Here is a 24027-nt window from a genome sequence, read left to right on the forward strand (position 1 = left end):
CGCAGGATCGAGCGCCACTATCCCGGCAGGGTAGGCGGCGGTGCGCGCGGCACCAGCAGGCCCGTTCCGCTTTACCGGGGCCGGTAACAGCAGCGCAGCCCCGTCTGCACGCAGGTCCGCAGTTCCTCGCCGATCGCCTGGTCCGCGTCCGCGATGCGGGACAGCGCCCGCCTGATGGCCTTGCCGACGGCGATCCTGGCGCGTTCCTCGCTCCCCGCGAACGGCCGCGCCCGCCCGCCGATGCCGGTCGCCGCGGACAGCTCGGCCACCAGCCACTCGCGCTCCAGCCGCAGCGCCGCCGCCCGCTCCAGGTCGCACATCGCCTCGAGGTCGTCGATCTCGGCCTGCAGCTGGGCCAGCCGCTCCCGGTAGGCGTCCCTGGCCAGGTCGTCGAGCACCGGCTGGGCCGAGGCGCGCTCGCTGTCCCGCGACCAGGTGCCCGCGGCCAGGTCGGCGGCCAGGATCTCGTGCCCGGGATTGGCGACCAGTGTGGCCAGGTGCGTCATGCCCACGCTGTGGCTCACGTGCGCGACCCGCCCTCCGAGCTCGACCTGCCAGTGCCGCCCGTGCTTGCGGAACCGGCAGGGGCCGTCCGCTTTGACCGCCCGTCCCACCACAGCGGGCAGCGCCATGCCCAGCTCCCTCGCCTCCCGCGCGGCGGCGGTCTGCTCGGCGAGCGCCGTCTCGTCCCGCGGCCCGTCGCGCAGCGCCAGCGCCTGCCCGAGCCGGCACCTGGACAGCGCGGCGGCCGGCCAGTGGCCCAGGGCCAGGTTCGCCTGCACGGCGGCCCTCAGGCGCCCGACGGCCCGCTCCACGTCCCCGGTGGTGAGCGCGGCCATGCCGAGGGAGTGGTGCACCGAGCCGAAGCAGACCACGCCGAGACTGGCGATGACCGGCAGGTCCGCGAACGGGCTCAGCAACGCGTACGCCCGCGCCGCCGTACCGGCGTCCTGGAGGATGTGCGCGGTTTCCACGACGCAGTACATCGAGGCCAGCCAAGAGCTCGACCTGGGCAGGTCCGCCAGGTCACGGCCGCGCAGCCGCGCCAGGTGCCCGGCCGCCAGGCGCCGGTCGCCCGCCACGGCCGCGGCCAGCGCCAGGCCGGCCGGGTACGAGTTGTCGATCGGACTGAGCGTGGGCGAGCTGACCAGGTCCGACAGCACGGGCAGCAGCTCGGCGGCGCGGCCCTGGTACCAGCGGATGGCGCCGAGCTGGCCGCCGTACCAGCCGGTCGCGTCCATGTCACCGGCCACGACGCCGCGCTCGAAGCACTCGCCGGCCGACTTCTCCGCCTCGTCGAAACGGCCGGCGCGGATGGCCAGCATGACGTCGATGGCGTTGACCACGTACCCGGCGGCGAGGTAGTCGTGCTCGTCCAGCAGGCCGCGCAGCTCCTCCAGGGCGCGCTCCGCGTGCGGGTCGGCGGCCAGGTAGAGATCGACCGTCCGCCACAGCAGCCCCATCATGAGGTCGCCCCTGCGCCCGGTCACCGCCGCCTGGCCGATCAGCTCTCTCGCCAGCTCCAGCCGGGTCGCGCCGTGCTCGGGGCCGAGCAGGCAGTGGTGCGCCAGGCTCAGCGCCTCCGCCCACGCCGACGGGTCCCCGGAATCCCTGGCCTGCTCGAGCAGCGGCAGGATCGCGGCGTGCCCGCCGGCGCGGTAGTCCTCCTCGCCGCGCATCCGCACGCGCAGCCGCAGCGCCAGCGGCGAGGAGGGGTTGAGCAGCGCCAGCGCGTGCCGCTGCACGGCCCGCACCCGCTCCGACTCGGCGCATGTCCGGTGCTCGTGCACCCACACCCCGCCAAGACCCAGCGCGGCCCGCGCGAGCCCGATCGGGTCGGCGCACAGCTCCGCCTGCCGGTAGGCCGCGTCGAACCACCGGCGCGCGGTCTGCAGGTCGCCGTTCACGTAGAGTGCACGCTCGCCGAGCACGAGCGCCAGCTTGAGGTCAGAACAAAGGGCCGGCAGCACTTCCGGCCGTTGTGCGACGCCCACGTTTCCGCTCCCCTGGTCGGTCATCTGGGCGGAGTGTTCCGACGGCCCCCCGAATACCATTCCGGAATCAGGACGTCTGACGCCCCTGCCGGGTTCACTCCCGGAAGCTGTCAGTCTGGCCGCGCCTGACCTCCGAGCAGGCGCTCGCCTTCGCCGACCAGCTCCGCGCCCTGGCCGCGGAGCAGGCGCCGAGGAGCCCGCCCAGCACCGCCGCGCCGGCGGTCCGCCCCAGAGAGATGACCGGCATGCCGGTCAGTGTAAACACGGGTATCGATCAGGTCGAAGGTGCGGAAGCCACTTCGTCGATGGGATCATCTCCATTGGGAGACAGACATGACTGCTCGCGAGTACGGATATCAGATCCTTCCCGGCACCGCGGCGCAGACGCCGGGAGTGCTGGACATTGTGCGAAAAGAGGTGAGAGCGGGCCTTCGCCGAGGTTTGCCGTTGCTTGCGGTTCAGCTCTGCCTCACAGCCTTGCTGATACCCAGGGGAGGACCGGCGAGCTTCCTGGGCGTGATGCTCGCCTTCACCAGTGCGATCACGCTCGGTGTCGTCGTCATGTGGCAGCGGGCGCGGCGTAAGGAGCTGCGCATCCTCCAGACCAGTCCGTGGGAGGTCTGGCCTTGCCGAGGCGAGAAGGTCCGCGTGGTCTCCTCGGAAGGCGAACGAGCCAGCGGACGCCGATGGAGCACCGACGGCCGTCTCGTCCTGCTCAAGCCGGACGGCCAGTCCCAGTGCTCCTTTCCTGTCCCGGGCCCCGGCATCAAGGACAAGGTCTGTTTCGCCGGGGACATCACCGGGAGCGGGATCCTCGCCGCCCCTGGCGGACTGCCGTTCCGCCACGTGACGCGCACGAGGAAGGCTCGCTAGCCCCACCGACGGCGCTTCGCATCACTCGGGAGGGCGCGCTCGCGCCTCTGGAGTTCGGCAGGACGCCCATACATGGCTCGGCAGAACGCTCACGCATCCTTCGGCAAATCGCCCACCAAGTAATCGGCAGACTGCCCACAACAGTTGCGGCAGAACGACCACAGAGTGGAGCTTATCTGCGGTAACGTGCTGACATGACGCAGCCCTATCTATTCCCGCGACGCGCTGAAGAGATGACACTTGAGGCATTGGCGGATACGCGGGTCGTGATCGTGAATGGCGCTCGGCAAGTGGGCAAGAGCACCCTAGCCAGCTTGATCGTCTCGCGGGTTGACGACACTCGCCAGCTTTACCTCGACGACCCTGCGGTCCTGGCCGCGGCTGAGGAGGATCCCGTCGCCTTCGTTCAGCATGACGGGGTGCTCATGATCGATGAGATCCAACGCGCCCCGCAGCTACTCCTGCCGATCAAACATGAGGTTGACCGGGATCCACGTCCTGGCCGTTTTCTTCTCACCGGCTCCGCACGCCTCCTGGGCCTACGTGATCTTCCCGATGCTCTGCCCGGCCGAACGGAGACCATCGAATTGTGGCCCCTGTCCCAAGGAGAGATCGAGACCTCTCCAGACGGATTCGTGGACCACGTCTTCACGCATGGCGCTGATATCGCTATGCGTCCCTGCTCGCTGCGCAAGCATGACTACGTGGACAGGGCGCTGCGCGGCGGCTACCCGGAGGCGATCCGGCGGGACCCGGGGCGCAGACGAAGCAGATTCTTCGACTCCTACATAACTGATCTGATCACCCGGGACGTACGCCAGATCTCAGATATCGAACGTCCAGCAGAGATGCGGAGGCTTCTCAGCGTCATCGCTGCCCGTATGGGAGGCCTGGCCGTGATCCAGTCGATCGCCAGCGACGTGGGACTCCCCAGGATGACGCTCTCCCGTTACCTGGACCTCCTGGAGCTGGTCTTCGTCATCAAGCGCATCCCGGCCTGGTCCTCGAATCTCACCCGCCGCGCCATATCCACCCCCAAATTGATTTTCACAGACAGCGGACTCGGCGGCCGGCTCATCGGTATGTCACCCGAGCGTGCCAGGGACGTAACGGCCCCTATCGGCCCGCTGATCGAGAATTTCGCGATCGGCGAGGTGGCACGCCAGCTCACCTGGGCCAACGAGCCTGTCCAATTGTTCCACTACCGGGACCGCGACAAAGTCGAGGTGGACATCGTCCTGGAGCACGCGTCCGGTGAAGTGGTCGGGGTCGAAATCAAAGCCGCCGAAACCGTCCGTGGGGATGACTTCCGCGGCTTGCGCCATTTGGCTGATCGGCTGGGAGCGAGATTCCGTGCAGGATTCGTACTGTATACCGGCGAGCAGACCCTGCCGTTCGGCGACAAGCTCAAGGCACTGCCGATGGCGTCCTTGTGGATGCTCGGCAGCGCGACGGACCGTGAGTAGCAAGGCCTGTGCCCGGCCACTCCTCATGGGCGGCGGCGCAGCGGAACCGTGCGTTGCCTTGCGACGCTCGGGTGGGCGGTACTGGGCCCGGGATTATCACTGGTAGGCGGATGCCTGGAGGTCGTACAAGTGGGCGTACCGGCCGGCGCGGTCGATGAGCTCGGCGTGCGTGCCGCACTCGATGATTCGCCCGCCGTCGAGCACGACGATCAGGTCGGCCATCCGGATGGTGGCGAATCGGTGCGAGACCAGCAGGGTGATCCCGCCGGTGGCCTGCTGCCACTCCTGGGCCGCCTCCGCGTACCGCTGATAGATCTCGTACTCGCTGGCCGCGTCCAGCGCGGCGGTCGGCTCGTCGAGCACGGCAAGGAGCGGCGTGGACCGCATGAACGCCCGCGATAGAGCGATCTTCTGCCATTGGCCGCCGGAGAGCTCGACGCCGTCGCCGGTGGAGAACAGTCAGGCGGCGCTGAGCCGCGTGGACGAGAGCAAGGACCAGCCGATTTCGCGAACCCGCCGCCCTCAGCATGGGGATCATTGCGGAGCTCAACCGGGCCGTCCTCGAGACGGATGCCTTCGACCAGAATCTGCGCCGCAGGCTGGCCGAGCATTATGGCGGGCTCATCGATACGCGGAACGGCTGCCACTGCCCGTTCGCCTGGCGGCCCGCGACCTGGCCGGTCAGCGTGCGGCTACGGCTCCCGCCATCACGCTGACGATGATGGCGGCGGCCTTCGGCATCGCGTTGACGATCATCGCGGTTGGCGTGACGGGCCAGAGCAGGGCCGATTACCTCCCGCGGGAGCGGCCCGGCACCCTCCTGGTGGGGCATTTCTCGGCGGAGGATCTGGGTGCCGTACGTGCGGCGATCCGGCAGGAGTTACCCCGGAACGCCCATCACGCAGAGTGAGATTCCGAGTCACCCTCCGCGTGAATACCGACACTTCGGCGTGCATGCCGAGAACGTCGACCTGCCGGAAAGGTCCGTCTACCCGGACGAGGTCTTCGGTGACGAGACGCTGCTGCGATATCTCAAGGGCGACCAGTCGACGCCGTACGACGAGGGCACGGGCGTGGTGGTCACGACCGCCGACGTGAAGGTCGACTCGGTCGAGATCCACTACGACGTCACCGGGAAGAAACCCACTGATGAGCAAGACCATTCCAGCGATCGTCGCCCGAACCGTCGACCCTCAGATGGAGATGATCTTCGTCCCGTCGAAGGTCGTCCGGGACATCGGCTATCAGCTGGAGCCGGACGAGTTGATCGTCGATCCCTCCCTCCATCGCAAGCCGGCAGCCGGTCTCTCCGCGCCCGGCCAAGCTGCCGGCGTCCCAGCTAAAGCGCGGGAATGGGCCCGTGATGAGCTCTTTCCCAAGAGGAGTGGGACGAGTTCCTCGGCCAAAGGGAAGCGGCGCAAGGTCGCCCTGGGAGACTGCGGGCCGCGCCTACGGCACCAGCTGCCAGCACAAGCACAGTTGTTGACCGAACTGATCTTGAAGGGAGTTCCCGGGTCATCAAGAGCCGGTTAGGTGACTGAATGTGACCGCAAGAGATTGCTGATGGCCTGACCCTCGGCGTGTCGCAGGCACCCGCCTCTTGGGAAGTTTCAAGCCGCATCATGCGACGACGGGGGTCTCGCGCATCCTGTGCAACCACTCATAAGGGGCGGCATAGTCGGCGTCGCCGAGACCCTGCCTGGTGTCGACACGATCGAGCAGGGCATGTCCTTGGTGGTGTGCGGATACGCAAGCTCGATCGATGTCGGTGATCTTATCGTCGACCAGGCGAATGAGCGCCCTGCTGCCCAGCGACGAGGGCGCGGGTTTCCCAATGCCTCCCGTCCCGCTCGTCCTGTTCATCGAATCGCTCAGATTCGTGCCCTGAACTGCTGCTCAGCGGTACCCGGCGAGTCCCGCGAAAGGGTGTGCATTCCCGTCAAATGCCCCAACGCGTAGGTCTGGGGTCTGACGCGGGCGCTGGTGCTGGGCTGAGCCGACTGCGGACTTCTTGTTACAGGTGGACGGGTACTGAGGTGGAAGGCGATCATTCCGACGCCGGGGAGAGTGAGCGTCGCCACTCGTTGAGGTGCTTGCGCATCGCCTCGATACGCTCCGCCGTCACGCCGTAGGCGAGAAAGTCTCGGTCGGGGACCGTTCGAGGTACGACAGCGCTTCGGCGAACATGGACCTGTCGAACCCGGGATTGTGTTCTACGGCGACCGCCAAGAGTTGATCTCTGGTGTAGCGGCCACTGCTCAAGATCGCTTCGATATCCAGGAAATCTCGGGGCGCCTGTTGAACAGCGCGTCCATCTTGCCAGCCACCGCATCGTCGGGGTGCAGCACCGGACCTATCTCCAGCATCACCGGGGAGCGCGCTTGCCAGAACACCCCCAGATCTACCTTGCAGCTGTGCCCAGTAGTGTCGCTGACCTCCATTTGCACCAGGTCAGGCGTACGCAGCCGTACCTCGACTTGGAAGCCCGCTCCGCGGTAGGCGTCGACGACCGCTCGTTCAACCTGTTCCGGTGTCCCGCGCCGTGGCGCGAACAGGTCGATATCCTCGGACGGGCGCGCACCCATGCCATGCAGTTGCACTGCATGACCGCCGCCGAGGACGAATCCGTGTTGGGCGGCCACCTCCAGTCCGATACGCGCAAGCCGCTCCTGCAACTGATCCATCAGGCGGCGACCCGCCGCAACTCGGGAAACTGCTCCTCCCACAGCGCCCGGACCCGCCGGGCAGGCAGGAACTCGCCCCAGTGACGCCGTAGCACCTCACCATTGAGCAGCGCGCGCAAATGCTCCTGACTCCCTTCCTCCAGCACAATTTTGTACAAAGCACCGAGGTCATAGGAATCATCCAGGTCGAAGCTGCGACGACCGCTCCATGCCAGCTCGTGCGGGAGGGTCACCACGCCGTGCACCGGGCCACGCAGCTCATCTAGCGACTCGGCGACCGCATACGGCCGGATATCTGCATAGCTGAAGGGAGCGCCACGCTGAGTGTTCATACTCACCAGACTGCCCCACGCGACGACACCTCCGCCGCTCTCCGTCCAGGACGGGAAGAATTGCTCCCATCTCACTCCCAGAACGCCGGTTTCAGACCGTCATCCTGGGCCCAGAACGAACACTTGACCCGGTGGGCGGTACTGGGTTCGAACCAGTGGCCCGTCGCTTGTAAGGCACGCCAGGAGGGTGCGGATCCTGGGCGATCCAGAAATCTCGCCTCGGTGAACGTTCGGCCCAGGTCCTCGGCCGTCCGCACGCGTCCCGGGCCGTTGTCACTCATATAGTCACTCAGCGAGGCGGTGGCGGCAGCCTGGAGACGGCGGGTTGAGTCCAGCACAGGATCGCCGGGACGGCTGCTCGACACCGGCTTCCCCTTGAGCACACAAGGAGACTTCCCCAACGAGGAACCCGTCTACGCGGCAGAGCGCCCACCCCGGTTCCGGCAGAACGCCCACACGACCTTCGGCAGAATGCCCACACTACCGAGAAAGCCACTACCGCTGACGATGAGGGTTCTCACGGTCGGTCACCATAGTTGATCAGAGGCTCTTGTCGCAGATGTGCCGTGCTTGGCCCGGCGCGAACCGCATCGCCCCAGTCCCAGTGCTTAAGCTCTTTGGTTCCTCGGGGCAACGAGGACCCTCGGCGACTCATTCGACGGGCTCGTCTGGGGGCGGAGACGTGCAGTGTCTCAGCTGTCTAGCGTTGCTTGAGGCGAAGTGCTTCTTTGCGGGTCTCGGCCTGGATGGACCGCTCGCGCTCCAGCCACGCTGGGTTCTCCGCTTTCAGCGCATCGATCTCAGCGGTGGTGAGCGGTTCGGTGATCCCTCCTCTGGTCAGGCCGGAGATGGAGACCCCGAGCTTCGCGGCGATGACCTGCTTGGGATGCGGGCCGTTGCGGCGCAGGTCAGCGAGCCAGGCGGGTGGCGTCGATTGCAGCTCGTTCAGCTCGTCCCTCGAGACGACACCCGCCTGGAACTCGGCGGGAGTGGCCGAGAGGAGAACACCCAGCTTCTTGGCCGCGGTCTCCGGCTTCATCGTCTGGATGGTCTTCGGTTTGGGCGAGGTCATGGCATCAAGGGTAGTCAGTCGGAACGGGTTCCCCTGACATCGGTACCCTGAGGAAGTGACTGATGGAGAGACCGGCAGCGTGTTTCGGCTGGCGTACGTGCCCGGGGTGACACCCGCGAAATGGGTCAACGTCTGGACCGAGAGGATGCCCGGCGTGCCGGTTACCCTGGCCGCGGTTCCCGCCTCCGAGGTGGTGGGACTCCTGCGGGATGGCGGCGCCGATGCCGGATTCGTCAGGCTGCCGGTCGACCGGGACGGGCTCAGCGTGATTCCTCTCTACGTGGAGGCCACGGTGGTCGTGGTGCCCAAGGACCACGCGGTGGCCGCCGCCGACGAGGTGGCCATCGCCGACCTGACCGACGACAAGGTGTTCCATCCTCTGGACGACACCATCGAGTGGACGGTCCGGCCCGGGCTGCCCGCGTTCACCCGCCCGGCCACAACGGCGGACGCGGTCGAGCTGGTAGCGGCCGGCACCGGGCTTCTCCTGGTTCCGCAGTCGCTGGCACGCCTCCACCACCGCAGGGATCTCACTTACCGGCCGGTGCCGGACGCGCCGCAGTCTCAGGTCGCGCTGGCCTGGCCCACGGACGCGACCACTGACCTGGTGGAAGATTTCATCGGCATCGTCCGCGGCCGGACAGTGAACAGCTCGCGGGGCCGCACCACCGCCTCCCCTGCGGAGAAACCGGCACAGCGGCAGGCACAAAAACCCGCACAAAATGGCTCCGGTCGCCGGGCCGTGCCGGCCGGCCGCAAAAGGAAGGGCCACCGGCCTCGGTGACCTGCAGCCCCGAACCTCCGGTTCGGACCCGCTTTGAGAGTTAGTCGCTCAGACCCCGTTTCCACGATCGGAAACGGGGTCTTTTCGCAGGTGGGCGGTACTGGTATCGAACCAGTGACCCCTCGCTTGTAAGGCACATCCGAGAAGGGCGGGAGATGCGTGAATACCCTCTCCGGCCTGGGCGTTCAATCTTCAGAAGTGTCCCACTGACCAGGCGGGTCCGTGGCCGTTGTCACTCAGATAGTCACTCAACGGGACGGCCTGGCCGCGCCCCAGATAGCCCGCCTCTCCTCGCTGACGGGCGGTGGCAGCGGCCTTGATACGGCGGCAAGACGCTCGATCAGAAGGCTGGTGATCTCGCCGACGCCGACATCGGGGAAGCGCTTCGGCATCACCTCGGTCGGGGGATTGGCGACGCTACGCAATGCTGAGGCAGCCGGCTCCGGCACGCCGTCCTCTCGATGGGTGGCCATGTGACCAGGACCGCCGGATCGGGCCAGGATGAAATGTAACCAGAACCCGAGCAAATGTAACCAGATCGTGGTTACATTTATTCATGAGCCAGCACGTGAACGAGTTGGTCGCACGTCTCCGCGCGACCGGGGGCGACTACGACGATGTCGAGGTCAAGTCGGCGGCAGGAGGGCTGCCGCAGTCGCTCGCCTCCACCCTGAGCGCGCTCGCAAACCATCCGGGCGGTGGGACGGTCATCCTCGGGCTCGACAAGGCCACCGGCTTTCGCCCGGTACAGCTACCAGACCCACAGGCTCTCAAGCAGGGCCTCGCTCACAAGGCCCGCTCGTTCTCGCCACCTGTCCAGCTCACGATCACCGACGCGGAGGTGGATGGGGCACCCGTCATCGTCGCCAGAGTGCATGAATGCGATCCGTCGGCCAAGCCGTGTCGGATCACGGCGTCGGGCACGGCATACATGCGGGGGTACGACGGGGACTTCCCACTGTCGGATTTGGAAGAGCAGGCATTCGTTGCCGCCCGGAAACCACCGCTCTTCGACCGGCAGCCCGTGACAGGCGCCACCCGCGAGGACCTAGACAGCGACCTCGTCACAGCGTTCCTGCGTTCGGTCCGCGAACGGGATCCCCACGGCCTAGGCCGTTTCCCTGACGATGCCGAGCTGCTCCGGCGTGCCGGAGTGACTCTGCCCGACGGCACCCCGACCGTCGCGGGGCTGCTGGCTTTGGGCGTTCATCCACAGGAGTGGTTTCCACGCTTCGTCATCCAGGCTTCTGCGGAGCCGTTGCCGACTGATCCTGCCGGTTCTCGGGCCCGCGATCAGACGACGATCACGGGAGCCATTCCCCGGATGTTGGAAGAGGCCCTGGCATGGGCACGCCGCACCTTCGACACAAGCGTCGTGTCGGCGCCGGACGGAACTGTTCGCGATCAGCCCGCCTATCCATACATAGCGTTTCGCGAGATCATCGCGAACGCTCTTCTCCATCGCGACCTCGATCACTGGTCGGCGGGCATGGCGGTGGAGGTTCGGCTCCGCCGCGATCGATTGATCGTCTCCAATCCGGGTGGCCTCTATGGCATCACGGTCGATCGACTCGGACGCGACGCAGTCACCTCCGCCCGCAACGCGCGACTCGTCTCCATCTGTCAGCACGCTCGCACACCAGAAACTGGTGGACGCGTGATCGAGGCCCTGGCTACCGGCATCCCGATCGTTGCCAACGCCCTCGCTGAGGCGGGACTTCCGCCCGCGCATTACATCGACGCCGCCATCCGGTTCACTGTCGTCCTGCGGCAACAGGCGGCTCCCGCCGGCCGTCCAGGTAACGACCTGAACGAGACGGAGCTACGCGTGTACGACGCCTTGGCGGTCGGAGCACGGAGCGTCGCTGACCTCAAGCAGGAACTGAACCTGTCCGCACCCAACATCCGCAAAGCGCTACGCGAGCTGCGGTCGAGAGGGCTCGTCGAGCAGTTGGGCGGGAAAGGACAGCCGACAACCTATCGGCAGCTCTCAGAGTAAGGCAGTTCAAAGATTTCCGTAGATGTCCAGCGCCGGCCCACTGCACAATGAATTGCTCGAGGCATGTCGTCGATGATGGCCTTCTTGAACAGGTGGGCGGTACTGGGTTCGAACCAGTGACCCCTCGCTTGTCAGGCTCATCAGGAGAAGGCGGGATTGTGGGTGATACAGAGTTTCACCTGGGCAGACGTTCCGCCGAGATCCTCGGTAGTCCGCGCGCGTCCCGGGCCGTTGTCACTCAGATAGTCACTCAGTGGGAACGGCCCGACCGTGCTCCAGATAGACCATCTCTCCCAGCTCACGGGCGGTGGCTGCGGCCTTGAGACGGCGGGCGAGGCGTTCGATCAGAAGATCGTCCAACTCTTCAACGGAACGGAACTCGTACCCGCTCAGCTCGTTGTCGGCGAACGTGATCTGCTTGATCGCCCTATCGTCGAGAGTCCCGCCGTCGAACACGAACAAAATCTTGTCGCCCTCCTGCGGCAGAGGCGCCCAATCGACGATGAGGAGACGACCGATGGCCGGCTGGATATCCAGCTCTTCGCGCACCTCACGTACGCATGCCTCGTACGGGGTCTCCCCCGGCTCGACGTACCCGCCGGGGATGTCCATGTAGGACTTGTACGTAGGCCGGACAAGCAGCACACGACCACTGTCATCGAAGAACAACGCTCCAGCGGCGGCGCGCTGGTATCGAGTCGTGGCCCCATATCCACGGCGACCTGAATGTCTCCCAGCTCGATCGCCGTCGCCTCAGTTCGTCACCCAGAGAGGATCACGAATCCCCAGGCTGCCGCACCTCGATGCGGGCAACGGCGAGAACGAAGATCTGCCAGCGGCGCGGATCGCAACCCGTGGCCGTTCCTCTCCGGCGCCTAGATGTCACTCCGGAGGCCCTGCCGGTTTCGTCGAGATTCCGTGCATTGCGCGGTTACGGCACCGCGGTGCTGTCATGATCTCGGTGGCACCTCACCGATGGGATCCGCGATGTCTGCTCGCTCACTCGTGCTGCTGGCCGCCTCGCTCTGCGCGGGCGGCCTCGCAGCTCTGGTGTACTTCCACGACTCCGACCTGGTGCTCTTGAGGGAACATCTGAACCATCCGTTCGCGCTCGGTGCGCTGGCCTGCCTCCTGACCGCGTGGGCCGCCGCCGGGCTGCGGTGGAGGTGGCTACGCATCCTGATCGGCGTCCTTGCCGGGCTGTGCGCGAGTGCTGCGCTGTTCGTGGGGTTGGTCGCCCTTGCGTTCACCGCTACCGAGGAGGCCGGCTTCGTCGACGGGCCGGCCCCGTACAGGATCCGGCTCCAGCAGTCGCCGGCGGGTCTCGGGCCGGACACGGTGATGTGGCTCAGCCTCCGCAGGGACGGCGGATTGCTCAGCAGGGAGTGGGATCTCGGCTGCTTCAACGACGACGACCCCGACGACGCCTTCGACTCGGTCAAGTGGACGGGGCCGAGTTCGGTTGAGATCCAGGTGGCCGACGGGCGAACGTTCCCCGTAGCCTTGGACCCCGCCTCGGGCCGGCCCCAGATCACCGCCGCCCTCGGTTGTTAACAGCGGTCCCAAGCGATGTAGCTGGCAATGGGTGTCGGCCGGTCGACCGAGCACGACGCGCCCTGGGCCGCAGAGTGGCAACTGCTCACCTGCCTGGACCTCCCCCTCAACCTGGATCAAAACCGCACCACACCTTCCATCCCTATCTGAGTAACCTCCGCGCCTCGGCACGGGCCCGCGCTCGCCTCCTCCCGATTAACACCAGCTGATACCTGCGCCGTGAACGCGCTCGGCCAGCCCACTTATTCGATGGCAAGGACCGACGAAGTCGGTCCGCGGCAGCGATCGCCCCAGGCACGAACGGCGAGCCCTGAAGTGAGCGATCGGCGCGGCCCCAACCATCAAGCAGCCCCGGCTCCAACTCGCTCCAGCCAGGTAACATGCCCGGCAACGAGGAGGCATCAGGAACGGCCGACTGGTCGTTCCTGATGTCAACATCGCCTCAAATCTGACCCCTTTCCAACGTCTGAAATCTGACCCCCGGTGTCGTTGTTGATGGTTACGGTGTGTTGCGGTCGGCTGCTGGTGTGCGGCCGAGGTCGCGGTTCTTGAGACGGTAGCTGTCTCCCTTGAGGGAGATCACTTCGGCGTGGTGGACGAGGCGGTCGATCATCGCGGCGGCGACGGTGTCGTCGCCGAAGACCTCGCCCCAGCGGCCGAAGGGCTTGTTGCTGGTGACGACGAGACTGGCGCGTTCGTAGCGGGCCGAGACCAGCTGGAAGAACAGGTTGGCGGCGTGGGATTCGAACGGGATGTAGCCGATCTCGTCAATGATCAAGAGCGGGTAGCGGCCGAGCCGGGTGAGTTCGTCGTGCAGGCGGCCGCCCTCGTGGGCGTCGCCGAGGCGGGCGACCCATTCGGCGGCGGTGGCGAACAAGACCCGGTGCCCGGCCTGGCAGGCGCGGATGCCGATGCCCGTGGCGATGTGTGTTTTGCCTGTTCCAGGTGGCCCGAGCAGGATGGCGTTCTCTTTGGCGACGATGAAATCCAGGGCGGCCAGGTGAGTGACGATCTCCCGCTTGACCGAGCGCTGGTGGTCGAAGTCGAAGTCCTCGATGGTCTTGCGGGCGGGGAAGGCGGCGGCTTTGATCCGGTTCTCGGCGCCGTGGGCGTCGCGGGAGGCGACCTCGCGTTGCAGGCAGGCGGCCAGGAACTCCTCATGGGTCCAGCCCTGCTCGCGCGCCTGGTCAGCGAGGCGAGCGACGGCGTCGCGCAGGGTGGGGGCCTTCAAGACCCGAGTCAGGTAGGCGATCTCGGAGATGACGTCGCGTCCGGTCTTGACGGTCATGGCCGCTCTGCCTCCTGGCCTGTCTCCTGGTCGGGGCCGTGGGCGAACTCGGGGGCGGGGTCTTGGGTGGTGGGCTGGTCGAGTTCGGTCATCCAGTGCCAGCCCGGAGGCAGCGGGGTGGGACGCTCGTTGGGGCCGTGTGCGGCCGGATGGCCGTCAGGGCCCAGGGCAAGGGCTTCGCCCTCACCCTGGATCGAGATCTCCAGTTCGGCGTAGACGCGCACCGGGACTCCGGCTGCGGTCCCATGGATCCTCAGCCAGCTTGCGGGGCGGAAGGGATCGTCATGGCGCAGCACCGGGCTGTCCAGCACGGTGGCCAGCGCCGACAGCGTGGCCAGCCGGGCGGGCAGGTCGGCCATCAGATGACGGCTGACCTGGATGCCGATCGCCTGGTCATCACAGGTGATGCAGATGCCGCTGACTCCTGCGGTCTCGATAAGGTCGGCGGCGGCGCGCATCGCCCGGGCGGTCACCGGCGTCGATCCCATGGACGGAAAGCGGCTCTGCGACGGCGACGAGGACACAGACGAGGACAGAGCGGATGCGTTGTCGTTCATGAGGCCTCCCGCCGAGGATCGGGATCGGTGAGATGGTCATAGACCGACAGCGGCCGCTCCTCCACCTCGACGCCGCCGCCGGCTGCGTTGATGGCGGCGGTGACGGCAGTGGCGGTCGGTGTCGCGGCCGGGCCGGTGCGGCCGGTGGCGAGTTTGGCCTGTGCGGCCTCGGCCCGCAGCAGCCGTGCCGTCTCGGCGTGGCCGGGGTCGGTGATGGTCTGATGCGGTGCCCAGGAGCGGGCGTGCTCGCCGACCAGGCGGTCCTCGCATCTGATGGTGACCCGCTCCAGGTCGGCGTGGACGTTCACCCGCCGGCCGATCACTCGCGGGTCGACGGAGTAGTCGCAGGTGTCCAGCCGAACCCAGTGATCGCGCGGCAGGCGGATCTGGTTATGCCAGCCCAGCTGGCCGGTCTCGATCGGCGGTAACGGGAGCATCGCGGCCCGGTCGGCGGCGATCCGGTCGGCCGGCGCGCACTGCAGATGCCGCTTGCGCCGCTGGTTGACCAGCGCGAACCAGGCACTCAGCTGAGCGTTGAAGTCGTCTGGGCCGGCGAAGCTGCGGCCCGGCAGGAACGAGGTCTCCAGATACTCGTTCGTCCGCTCGACGATCCCTTTCGATTCCGGTTCCCGCGGCGGCAGGATGATCATCCGGGTAGTCAGCAGCCCGCGCAGCGCGTTGTACTGCGCCGACAGCACCGGCGCCCGGCCCCGCCGGTACTTGCCCACGCCACCCTCGTTGTCCCACACCAGCGCCTTGGGCACGGCACCCAGCTCGGACAGCAGCGCCCAGGTGGCCAGCACCAGATCCTGGGCGTGCCGTGAGGGGATCATCCGCGCGAGACTCCATCGCGAGTATCCCGACACCATGACCAGCACTGGCGGCACCTCGGCCAGGCCGGGCAGCACGATCGGCGGGAACCACAGATCACACTGAGCCAGTTCCCCCGGCTCGTAGACGGTCCGCGACGTCGGATCCACCGGCAGGTAGGCCGGGCGCAGCTCACGGACCCGGTCCCGCAGCACGGTGATCGAGTTCGTCCAGCCGATCCGCTCGGCGATCGTCGTGGCGGGCATCCGCGCATCCAGCGTGAGCTGCGCCCGGATCTGCGGCTCCACCGCGTCCACGATCGATCCGGTGGCGGCCCGCTCGTACTTCGGCACCTCGGTCGCGCGGATCGCCCGCCGCACGGTGTTCTTGGAGATCCCCATCAGCCGGGCGATCGCCTTGATCGGCATCTGCTCCGCCCTGTGCAGCCGGCGGATCTCCGCCCAGTCATCCACAGTGATCACATCCCTTTCTGTCACCTCTGGTGACGAAGGGGGTCAGTTTTCACGCGTTGCCTGGGGGTCAGTATTCAAGGCTCGTCGACACCTGACTGGATTCTCTCTCCCGCTCCATCCTCCAGCGGGCCCGGATTCCCGCGATCAGCAGAACGGCCGCGCTGCCGTAGCCGAGCACAGGCACAAGATGCAACAGCAGCCACGGGAGCCTTCCGTCCCAGCCCGCACAGTTGAGCATCCTGAAGTACCGGAGCCCGAGGAACAACCAGTCAAGCGCGACCACCAGCATGGCCGAAACGGCCAACGCTCCCACCGCCGTGCTGAGCCGACGCCCTGCCCAGGCGGCGACCGCGCCTGACAGCAGAGCGCTTATAGAGGGCAGGGCGTACAGGACCAGAAGGTGCTCTGTAGTGGACGTCACGGGATCGCGCAGACGCTCCCACGTCCGTTCGAGACCGGACTGCATCTCGGACGGGCTGAGCGAAAGCGGGCCTCCACAAAACACGCTCGCATCGCCGGGGATGAACATTGGAAGCCACGGGGACAGGAAACTCAGGACGCACGCCGCCAGTGCGGCTAACCACCATCGCAGATAGCGCCACCGAGGCATGGGCCGCCTTTCCCCCGCGCATGATCGACAGCGGATATTGTCCACCATGGCGCCCAAGGCCGTGGCTGATCGCCCCAGTCCCTTACGCGAGTACCGAAGTCCGCGATCGTCACGGATCCAGCGCTTGGATATGCGGCCATTCAGGGGCTCCCGCTCTGACGGGATCACAGCGCATGTAGGGAGTTTCTATATGTCATACCGACGGCTTTGGATGGGTCGACAGCGGCGGGGCGGTCGGGCGGGACCGGCCCGGAGAGGCCGCACGCCCGCCCGGGCCGCCCGGCCGCCCGCCGCCCATCGGGGGCGGCTTGAACCAAGGCCGCGTAGACCCGGGCCGCCTGGCTGCCGGTTGGCCAGGTGGGCTGGGAGCACAAAGACGTCGCGATCTACGTCTGGCGGTCCGTCCGGCAGAAGGGCGACACCAAGACCGTCAAGTCCCGCCGTTCGCTCAAGCTCCCACGGCGTTGTGTGGACGCGCTACGCCTGCTCAGGGAAGCCCACGACATCGCGCAGGAGAAGACAGGAGACCAGCGGCAGGAAACAGACCTGGTGTTCTGCACGCGGACGGGCACACCGGTCACGGCCCACAACGTACGACGCGACTTCCGGAAGGTCGTAGAAGCGGCAGAGCTCACCGGACGGGAGTGGTCGCCTCGCGAACTGCGGCACAGCTTTTGTCTCTGTGCTGTCAGACTCCGGCGTCCCTATCGAGGACATCTCGCGCCTGGTCGGCCACTCCAACACGGTGGTCACCGAGACGGTCTACCGGCACCAGATCAGGCCGGTGATCATGCAAGGAGCTGCGGCGATGGACGAGATCTTTGGGAGTTAGTCACTCACTTAGTCACTCGGACGCCGTTTTCAAGATCAAAGATCAAATGTTTGTGCAGGTGGGCGGTACTGGGTTCGAACCAGTGACCCCTCGCTTGTAAGGCGAGTGCTCTACCGCTGAGCTAACCGCCCCTGATCGGCACTACACCTTACGACACCAAGGGGGCCGCTCGCACATCCACGGTCCAGCCGGGCCCCAGCTCAGGCCTCCCCGCCGCCCGCCACCCCAGCAGCGCGGCGCCGAGCATGCCCGCGTCCACCCCCAGCGCCGCCGGGATCAGCGGGGGCGCCTCGCGGAAGGCCAGGCGTTTGACGAGGCGGGTGCGTACCGGGTCGAAGAGGGCGGGGCCCGCTTCGGCGAGGCCGCCACCGAGGACGATCAGCGAGGGGTCCAGCAGCAGCGTGTACGTGGCCAGGGCCAGCGACAGCGCCTCCACGGCCTCGTCCCACACCTCGATGGCGATGGGGTCGTCCGAGGAGACCACCTGCTCGGCCTTGACGCCCTCGACGCCCGCCCGCACGCTGTAGCGGCGGCCCACCGAGGCGGCCGACGCGTACGTCTCCAGGCAGCCGAACTGGCCGCACGCGCACTCTTCGCCGTCAGGGAAGACCGGGGTGTGGCCGATCTCGCCGGCCCAGCCGGAGGAGCCGCCGTACGGCTCGCCGCGGATGATCGAGGCGCCCGCGATGCCCGTGCCGATGGGGAGGAACAGGAAGTCGGAAACGCCCCGGCCCGAGCCCAGGATGCACTCGGCGAGCCCGCCGGTGCGTACGTCGTGCCCCAGCATCACCGGGATGTCCAGGGTGGTGAAGTCCGTGGCGGGAACGTCGCGCCAGCCCAGGTTGGCCGCGTAGATGGCGGCGTTCTCGGACACCAGCCCCGGCACGGCCAGGCCCACGCCCGCCGGGACGCCGTCGCCCGCGGCCGCCAGATGGCTGATGAAGCCGGAGATGGCGGTCACGACCGCCGCCGGCCCCTCCGCTCGCGGGGTGGGGCGCCGCTCGCTCAGCAGCACCGCGCCGGAGTCGCTGACCAGGCCGCCCTTCATGGACGTGCCACCGACGTCGAGCGCGACGACGAACGTACTCATTGCGGACACGAAAAGAGACGATAGCGCAGCTCAGCAAGTGCCTGGAAAGCCGCGCACGCGGAAATCCCGGCGGCCCCGAGGTCTCAGAGCCCTCAGGCTCGTCCCAGCACCCGGTTGAGCGCCGCCTCCACCTCCGCCGACAGCCCGGGCGGCGGCGCCATGGAGCCGCCGAGAGGGGTGTCCGAGCGCGCCATCCGCACGGCCCCGCAGGACCGGCACTCCACCTCGCCCAGCCGGCAGATCAGCGCAGTGGACCCGCACGTCCCGCACGAGTCCAGGTCGAGGTCGTGCAGCCGTTGACAGTCCGGGCAGATCAGCACCTGGGACTCCTCGCGCACCCCGCGCTGCCACGGGCTGGCGCCGCGGACCGGGTCCGTCTGCCGGGCCCCGCACCGGTAGCAGGGCATCGTTCCCTCCGAAGTCAGTGAATGTCGGCGAGTGCCTTGACGTAGTCGGCGACGTCGCGTGCGGAGGAGATCGGATGGACCACCGACCACCGGATCACGCCCGCGCCGTCGATGATGAAGGTCCCCCGCAGAGCGAGCCCCTTCGCCTCATCGAACACACCGTACGCCCGCGCGACCTGTCCGTGTGGCCAGAAATCAGAGAGCAGCGGGAACGTGTAACCCTCACGATCCGCCCAGGCGCGGTGCGTGAACATCGAGTCGACGGAGACGGTCAGCACCTGGGCGCCGTCGAGCGGGTGGTCGCGCAACGCGGACAGCTCGCTGCTGCAGATGCCGGTGAAGGCAAGCGGATAGAAGACCAGCACGACCTTCCTGCCCCTGAACTGGGACAGGCGCACCGGAGCGCCGTGCTGGTCCTGCAGCTCGAAATCCGGAGCCAGGGCGCCGACCTCGGCAGGATGTGCGTTCACGGCATCATCCTGCCGCATGTCAAGCGCTCGGGCCCCCTACCGTCGGCCCTTGGGCGTCACGAGCCTGGTGCCTGACCAGTCGGGTGCGGCGGAGATGCTGCTGGTCTGCGAGAGACCCGCGGTGGCGGCATCCTCCCCTATGTCGCTCGGCTCCACGTGGCCCTCGCGCCCGGCCTTGGGAGTCAGCAGCCAGATCTGGCCGCCGTCGGCGAGTGCTCGCATGGCGTCGCTGAGAGCGTCGAACAGGTCTCCGTCGCCGTCGCGCCACCACAGCAGCACCACGTCGACGACGTCGTCACTCTCCTCGTCCAGCAGCTCGTTGCCGGTCAGGTCTTCGATGGAGTCGCGGAGCTCGTCGTCGACGTCCTCGTCCCAACCGATCTCCTGCACCACCTGACCCGGCTTGAGGCCGAGTCGTTCGGCCAGGCCGCGCTCGCCCTGCGCCTGACCCGCGGTCGCGCTCACGTTTATCCCTCCTGCTTGAGTGGCCCCGCTTATGCGGTTTATCGCTTCGGCACAGTCCACACGCTGTGACCCTCAGTCGTCAACGGTCGCCACGGGTACGGCCGTAGTCGGCCAGAATCAATCAGACAAAAACGACAGGCGAACCTGCCGTTGCACGTTGTCGACGTTCAGGTCCACGAGCGCCACCGACTGCCAGGTGCCCAGCGCCATCCGCCCGCCCAGCACCGGGATGGTGGCGTACGGCGGGATCAGCGCCGGCATGACGTGCGACCTGCCGTGACCGGGCGAACCGTGGGCATGACGCCAGCGGTCGTCGGCCGGCAGGAGCTCGCGCAGAGCGGCGAGCAGATCGTCGTCGCTGCGCGAGCCCAGCTCGAGCAGGGCGATGCCGGCGGTCGCGTGCGGCACGAAAACGTGCAGCAGCCCGTCTTCGCCCTGAGCACGCACGAAGTCGGCGCATTCGTCCGTGATGTCGTGCACCGTCTCTCTGGACCCGGTGGCCACAGAGATGATTTCAGATCTCACAGGGAAATCTTACTTAGGCACAACGACGGCATCCGGGCCGGGAAACACCAGCCCCGTGTGCCCGTCGTCGAACCGCACCATGTACGGAGGCCCGCCGTTCGGGCCCTGTACCTCCATGATCACACCGCTCCGGTCCCGTTCGCCAACGGTATTACCGTGGACCACGAGCCGGTCGCCTGCCGCCGCATTCATATCTCCCAGATTGGTACGCGAAGGGCCGGACGAAAAGAGCGAATCCCAAGATCGGGCGATTTTTGCCTCCCCCTTCTGGGAGAGGAAGAACCATGACCAAAACGTTACGCTGCGCGGGTGTGGCGTTTCGGGCTGCGTGGCCGGATGGCGGTGTCGTACGTGCTGGTCACCGCCCCGCGTGCTGGTGGCCGGGGCGGCGATCGTGGCGACAGGCGACTTCCGGCCCAGGGCCGAGGTTTCTGGCGCCCTCCCAGGACCTGTTCTCGCTGAGTCCGCCGGCCGTGGGCAGGCGCCGGGCCGCCCCGGGGAGGCTGCGCGAGCGGCGAGCGTGGCCGCCAGGCTCGGCATGGGGCTGACGCTGATGCGCGAACGGGTGACGGAGACTCGACGAGGCCCTCTGGCACGATGCCCGGAGGCCGGCGGCTAGACTCGGCCGGCCGCCGGGTGAGAACCTCCCCGCTTCGGGGGAGGGTCAGGTACGGCAGGCGCCGTTCGCCTGGGGCGAAGCCCAAGACATTCGAGCGAAATTTCGTTCATTTTCCGGTCTTGTTAAATTGCTCCCGGGATGTAACCTTTGATGGCGATTCATCCTACCATCGGTGGTCTAGGCCATCGCAGATGGCCCTGCCAGCAGGGACACTCTGGTTACTAGCCAGTAGAGATGCGTTTTCTACGGCTAGCGACCAGGATGGAAGGCGACCCAGACCAGACATCAGTCATTCTCGGAAGGCGAGACCCAGTGGCTTCCGGACGCCAGCGATTCTCGATCATCAGCGACGGCCTACCCAGCCAGCTGCCTGATGTCGACCCCAGTGAGACCAACGAGTGGCTCGAGTCTCTCGACAATGTCGTCAAGACCGAAGGCCGCACCCGGGCGCGTTACCTCATGCTGCGCATGCTGGAGCGGGCCCGCGAGCACCAGGTCGGCGTGCCGGGCCTGCGCAGCACCGACTACATCAACACGATTCCGCCGGAGCGCGAGCCCTGGTTCCCGGGCGATGAGCACGTCGAGCGCCGCATCCGCGCCTACATCCGCTGGAACGCGGCCATCATGGTGTCCAGGGCCAACGCCCGCACCAACGTGGGCGGCCACATCGCCACCTACGCCTCGGCCGCATCGCTCTACGAGGTGGGCTTCAACCACTTCTTCCGCGGCAAGGACCACGGCGAGTCGGGCGACCAGGTCTTCTTCCAGGGGCACGCCGCGCCGGGCATCTACGCCCGCGCCTTCCTCGAGGGCCGGCTCAACGAGGCCCAGCTCGACGCGTTCCGCCAGGAGCTGTCGCACGGCTTCCACGGCCTGCCCTCCTACCCGCATCCGCGGCTCATGCCCGATTTCTGGGAGTTCCCCACGGTCTCCATGGGCCTGGGCCCCATCGGCGCGATCTACCAGGCGCGGTTCAACCGCTACCTGCTCAACCGCCAGATCAAGGACACCTCGCGCAGCCATGTCTGGGCGTTCCTGGGCGACGGCGAGATGGACGAGCCCGAGTCGCTCGGCGCGATCGGCCTGGCCTCCCGTGAGGAGCTCGACAACCTCACGTTCGTCATCAACTGCAACCTGCAGCGGCTCGACGGCCCGGTACGCGGCAACGGCAAGATCATCCAGGAGCTGGAGTCGTACTTCCGCGGCGCCGGCTGGAACGTGATCAAGGTCGTGTGGGGCCGCGACTGGGACCCGCTGCTCGCGGCCGACGTCGACGGCGTGCTGGTCAACCAGATGAACACCACGCCCGACGGCCAGTTCCAGACCTACTCCGTCGAGTCGGGCGGCTACATCCGCGACAACTTCTTCGGCGGCGACCCGCGCCTGCGCAAGATGGTCGAGCACCTGACCGACGACGACATCCGCAAGCTGTCGCGCGGCGGCCACGACTATCGCAAGGTCTTCGCGGCGTTCAAGGCGGCCCGCGAGCACGTCGGCCAGCCGACCGTGATCCTCGCCCAGACCATCAAGGGCTGGACGCTGGGCAAGGACTTCGAGGCGCGCAACGCCACGCACCAGATGAAGAAGCTCACCAAGGCCGAGCTCAAGGAGTTCCGCGACCGGCTCTACCTGCCGATCCCGGACTCGGCGCTCGATGGCGAGCTGCCCCCCTACTTCCACCCGGGCGAGAACGACCCCGAGATCCAGTACATGAAGGAGCGCCGCGCCGCGCTCGGCGGCGTGCTGCCCAAGCGGGTCCTGCGCGCCAAGCCGATCAAGCTGCCCGCCGACGAGGTCTACACCACGTTCGGCAAGGGCTCGGGCAAGCAGCAGGTGGCCACCACGATGGCGTTCGTGCGGGTGCTGAAGGACCTCATGCGCGACAAGGAGATCGGCCACCGGTTCGTGCCGATCATCCCCGACGAGGCCCGCACGTTCGGCCTGGACGCCATGTTCCCGACGGCCAAGATCTACTCGCCGCACGGCCAGACCTATGAGGCCGTCGACAGGGAGCTGCTGCTGTCGTACAAGGAGCACGTCCAGGGCCAGATCCTGCACGAGGGCATCACCGAGGCGGGCTCGATGGCCTCGGCGATCGCGGCGGGCACCACCTACGCCACGCACGGCGAGCACATGATCCCGATCTACATCTTCTACTCGATGTTCGGCTGGCAGCGCACCGGCGACCAGATGTGGCAGATGGCCGACCAGATGACCCGCGGCTTCCTGGTCGGCGCCACCGCGGGCCGCACCACGCTCAACGGCGAGGGCCTGCAGCACGAGGACGGCCACACGCCGCTCATCGCCTCGACCAACCCGGCCGCGGTCTCCTACGACCCGTCCTGGGCGTTCGAGGTCGCGCACATCGTCAAGGACGGCCTCAAGAGGATGTACGGCGACCAGCCGGAAGACATCTTCTACTACCTGACCGTCTACAACGAGCCCTACCTGCAGCCCGCCCAGCCCGCGAACCTCGACGTGCAGGGGCTGCTCAAGGGCCTGTACAAGTTCGCCGACGGGCCGCAGACCCAGGGCCCGAAGGCCAACATCCTGTCCTCTGGCGTGGCGGGCCCGTGGGCGATGGAGGCGCAGCGGCTGCTGGCCGAAGACTGGGGCGTGTCGGCCGACGTGTGGTCGGCCACGTCGTGGTCCGAGCTGCGCCGCGAGGCGCTGGCGTGCGAGGAGCACAACCTCCTCAACCCCGACGCCGAGCAGCGAGTCCCGTACGTCACCCGGCTCCTCTCCCAGGCCCAGGGTCCGTTCGTGGCCGTCAGCGACTACATGAAGGCCGTCCAGGACCAGATCGCGCAGTGGGTGCCGGGCGACTGGTCCTCGCTGGGCACCGACGGGTTCGGCCTGTCCGACACCCGCTCGGCGCTGCGCCGCCACTTCCACGTGGACGCGGCCTCGATCACGCTGGCGGTGCTGACCACGCTGGTCAAGCGCGGCGAGCTCGACGGCGAGGTGCTGCGCGAGGCCATCGCCCGCTACCACCTCAAGAACGGCGTCACCGAGGCAGGCGGCGCGGAGAGCAACGACACCCAGTCCATGGGCGTCTAGCCCTCTCGATGCACGCGCCGGGTGAGGCGGCACGACCGGAGCGGTACGTGCCGCCTCACCCGG

General features: G+C 67.4%; 27 protein-coding genes, 1 tRNA gene and 2 pseudogenes. 11 read left to right on the forward strand and 19 right to left on the reverse strand.

Translation table 11 applies throughout. The features are described from left to right. Positions 1–71 precede the first annotated feature (71 nt). Positions 72–2018 carry a hypothetical protein gene (locus EJK15_RS30255; RefSeq protein ID WP_240777305.1) on the reverse strand — a complete coding sequence of 649 codons (1947 nt, stop codon included), beginning with the start codon at positions 2016–2018 and terminating at the stop codon, positions 72–74. A 70-nt stretch (positions 2019–2088) separates the two neighbouring features. Next, positions 2089–2241 (reverse strand): hypothetical protein, encoded by a 153-nt coding sequence (locus tag EJK15_RS70980; RefSeq protein WP_171074617.1) that lies wholly within the window; start codon positions 2239–2241, stop codon positions 2089–2091. 230 nt (positions 2242–2471) lie between these two features. On the opposite strand from EJK15_RS70980, the gene EJK15_RS30260 reads away from it, so the two are divergent. Next, entirely contained in the window at positions 2472–2867 is a 396-nt protein-coding gene (locus tag EJK15_RS30260; protein ID WP_138713884.1) for a hypothetical protein, read from the forward strand. Between the two features lie 194 nt (positions 2868–3061). Next, positions 3062–4333 (forward strand): ATP-binding protein, encoded by a 1272-nt coding sequence (locus tag EJK15_RS30265; RefSeq protein WP_206061179.1) that lies wholly within the window; start codon positions 3062–3064, stop codon positions 4331–4333. A gap of 96 nt (positions 4334–4429) precedes the next feature. Here EJK15_RS30265 and EJK15_RS30270 read toward each other — a convergent pair whose 3' ends face one another. After that, the gene (locus EJK15_RS30270) at positions 4430–4720 is read right to left on the reverse strand and encodes a hypothetical protein (protein WP_240777306.1); all 291 of its coding nucleotides are present in this window, start codon (positions 4718–4720) and stop codon (positions 4430–4432) included. A gap of 140 nt (positions 4721–4860) precedes the next feature. Here EJK15_RS30270 and EJK15_RS30275 point away from each other — a divergent pair, with 140 nt between their 5' ends. The 3 genes from EJK15_RS30275 to EJK15_RS30285 all read left to right on the forward strand — a co-directional run bounded on the left by EJK15_RS30275 (position 4861) and on the right by EJK15_RS30285 (position 5866). Beyond that, positions 4861–5049: a hypothetical protein gene (locus EJK15_RS30275; RefSeq protein WP_138713886.1), complete on the forward strand. Its 189-nt coding sequence runs from the start codon at positions 4861–4863 to the stop codon at positions 5047–5049. Positions 5050–5051: 2 nt separating this feature from the next. After that, a complete protein-coding gene (locus EJK15_RS30280; protein ID WP_138713887.1) occupies positions 5052–5243 on the forward strand; it encodes a hypothetical protein in 192 nt (63 codons plus the stop codon). A 239-nt stretch (positions 5244–5482) separates the two neighbouring features. After that, positions 5483–5866 (forward strand): hypothetical protein, encoded by a 384-nt coding sequence (locus EJK15_RS30285; RefSeq protein WP_138713888.1) that lies wholly within the window; start codon positions 5483–5485, stop codon positions 5864–5866. Positions 5867–6591: 725 nt separating this feature from the next. Here the strand turns inward: EJK15_RS30285 and EJK15_RS30290 are convergent. The 3 genes from EJK15_RS30290 to EJK15_RS30300 form a co-directional block, all read right to left on the reverse strand. After that, positions 6592–7017 (reverse strand): nucleotidyl transferase AbiEii/AbiGii toxin family protein, encoded by a 426-nt coding sequence (locus tag EJK15_RS30290; RefSeq protein ID WP_206061180.1) that lies wholly within the window; start codon positions 7015–7017, stop codon positions 6592–6594. Next, positions 7017–7349, reverse strand: a complete 333-nt coding sequence (locus tag EJK15_RS30295; protein WP_138713889.1) for a hypothetical protein — start codon at positions 7347–7349, stop codon at positions 7017–7019. Before EJK15_RS30295 ends, EJK15_RS30290 begins: the two co-directional genes overlap by 1 nt. 700 nt (positions 7350–8049) lie before the next feature. Beyond that, positions 8050–8421, reverse strand: coding sequence for a DUF5997 family protein (locus tag EJK15_RS30300; protein ID WP_138713890.1), 372 nt, complete (start codon positions 8419–8421; stop codon positions 8050–8052). A 55-nt stretch (positions 8422–8476) separates the two neighbouring features. Here EJK15_RS30300 and EJK15_RS30305 point away from each other — a divergent pair, with 55 nt between their 5' ends. After that, positions 8477–9205 carry a LysR family substrate-binding domain-containing protein gene (locus EJK15_RS30305; RefSeq protein ID WP_240777307.1) on the forward strand — a complete coding sequence of 243 codons (729 nt, stop codon included), beginning with the start codon at positions 8477–8479 and terminating at the stop codon, positions 9203–9205. A gap of 248 nt (positions 9206–9453) precedes the next feature. Here EJK15_RS30305 and EJK15_RS30310 read toward each other — a convergent pair whose 3' ends face one another. Beyond that, positions 9454–9678 (reverse strand): hypothetical protein, encoded by a 225-nt coding sequence (locus tag EJK15_RS30310; RefSeq protein ID WP_138713891.1) that lies wholly within the window; start codon positions 9676–9678, stop codon positions 9454–9456. Positions 9679–9761: 83 nt separating this feature from the next. Here EJK15_RS30310 and EJK15_RS30315 point away from each other — a divergent pair, with 83 nt between their 5' ends. Beyond that, the gene (locus tag EJK15_RS30315; protein WP_171074618.1) at positions 9762–11204 is read left to right on the forward strand and encodes an ATP-binding protein; all 1443 of its coding nucleotides are present in this window, start codon (positions 9762–9764) and stop codon (positions 11202–11204) included. Positions 11205–11450: 246 nt separating this feature from the next. Here EJK15_RS30315 and EJK15_RS30320 read toward each other — a convergent pair. Further along, positions 11451–11879, reverse strand: a pseudogene (locus tag EJK15_RS30320) (NUDIX domain-containing protein); the annotation flags it as partial. A gap of 312 nt (positions 11880–12191) precedes the next feature. Between EJK15_RS30320 and EJK15_RS30325 the strand changes: the two are divergent. Next, positions 12192–12758 (forward strand): hypothetical protein, encoded by a 567-nt coding sequence (locus EJK15_RS30325; protein ID WP_138713893.1) that lies wholly within the window; start codon positions 12192–12194, stop codon positions 12756–12758. Positions 12759–13257: 499 nt separating this feature from the next. Here the strand turns inward: EJK15_RS30325 and istB are convergent, their stop codons facing one another. From istB to EJK15_RS30345, 4 genes are read right to left on the reverse strand one after another with little or no spacing between them, the layout of a single operon-like run. Further along, complete coding sequence (gene istB / locus EJK15_RS30330) at positions 13258–14046, reverse strand: IS21-like element helper ATPase IstB (protein WP_138713894.1); 789 nt, start codon at positions 14044–14046, stop codon at positions 13258–13260. Further along, entirely contained in the window at positions 14043–14603 is a 561-nt protein-coding gene (locus EJK15_RS30335; protein ID WP_138713895.1) for a hypothetical protein, read from the reverse strand. Before EJK15_RS30335 ends, istB begins: the two co-directional genes overlap by 4 nt. Beyond that, a complete protein-coding gene (gene istA, locus EJK15_RS30340) occupies positions 14600–15895 on the reverse strand; it encodes an IS21 family transposase (protein WP_206061181.1) in 1296 nt (431 codons plus the stop codon). Before istA ends, EJK15_RS30335 begins: the two co-directional genes overlap by 4 nt. Positions 15896–15953: 58 nt before the next feature. Beyond that, on the reverse strand, positions 15954–16415 hold the full coding sequence (locus EJK15_RS30345) for a hypothetical protein (protein ID WP_138713896.1): 462 nt from the start codon (positions 16413–16415) through the stop codon (positions 15954–15956). Between the two features lie 438 nt (positions 16416–16853). Between EJK15_RS30345 and EJK15_RS74900 the strand changes: the two are divergent. Both EJK15_RS74900 and EJK15_RS74905 read left to right on the forward strand, forming a co-directional pair. Next, positions 16854–17114 (forward strand): annotated as a pseudogene (locus EJK15_RS74900) (site-specific integrase); the annotation flags it as partial. A gap of 64 nt (positions 17115–17178) precedes the next feature. Continuing rightward, on the forward strand, positions 17179–17328 hold the full coding sequence (locus EJK15_RS74905) for a site-specific integrase (protein WP_240777308.1): 150 nt from the start codon (positions 17179–17181) through the stop codon (positions 17326–17328). Between the two features lie 59 nt (positions 17329–17387). Here the strand turns inward: EJK15_RS74905 and EJK15_RS30355 are convergent. From EJK15_RS30355 to EJK15_RS78465, 7 genes are all read right to left on the reverse strand, one after another. Further along, positions 17388–17459: transfer RNA gene (locus EJK15_RS30355), tRNA-Val, on the reverse strand. Between the two features lie 17 nt (positions 17460–17476). Then, positions 17477–18418: an ROK family protein gene (locus EJK15_RS30360; protein ID WP_138713922.1), complete on the reverse strand. Its 942-nt coding sequence runs from the start codon at positions 18416–18418 to the stop codon at positions 17477–17479. 92 nt (positions 18419–18510) lie between these two features. Beyond that, positions 18511–18825, reverse strand: coding sequence for a hypothetical protein (locus tag EJK15_RS30365; protein WP_138713897.1), 315 nt, complete (start codon positions 18823–18825; stop codon positions 18511–18513). 14 nt (positions 18826–18839) lie between these two features. Next, positions 18840–19295: a peroxiredoxin gene (locus EJK15_RS30370; protein ID WP_240777309.1), complete on the reverse strand. Its 456-nt coding sequence runs from the start codon at positions 19293–19295 to the stop codon at positions 18840–18842. Positions 19296–19331: 36 nt separating this feature from the next. Next, entirely contained in the window at positions 19332–19760 is a 429-nt protein-coding gene (locus tag EJK15_RS30375) for a DUF3052 domain-containing protein (protein WP_138713899.1), read from the reverse strand. A 117-nt stretch (positions 19761–19877) separates the two neighbouring features. Next, positions 19878–20273, reverse strand: coding sequence for a secondary thiamine-phosphate synthase enzyme YjbQ (locus EJK15_RS30380; protein ID WP_420847105.1), 396 nt, complete (start codon positions 20271–20273; stop codon positions 19878–19880). A gap of 21 nt (positions 20274–20294) precedes the next feature. After that, positions 20295–20477 (reverse strand): DUF1918 domain-containing protein, encoded by a 183-nt coding sequence (locus EJK15_RS78465; RefSeq protein WP_138713901.1) that lies wholly within the window; start codon positions 20475–20477, stop codon positions 20295–20297. Positions 20478–21216: 739 nt separating this feature from the next. On the opposite strand from EJK15_RS78465, the gene aceE reads away from it, so the two are divergent. Further along, entirely contained in the window at positions 21217–23964 is a 2748-nt protein-coding gene (gene aceE / locus EJK15_RS30390; RefSeq protein WP_138713902.1) for a pyruvate dehydrogenase (acetyl-transferring), homodimeric type, read from the forward strand. Positions 23965–24027: the final 63 nt, after the last annotated feature.

This window comes from Nonomuraea basaltis (genome assembly GCF_005893125.1).
Lineage (GTDB): Bacteria > Actinomycetota > Actinomycetes > Streptosporangiales > Streptosporangiaceae > Nonomuraea > Nonomuraea basaltis.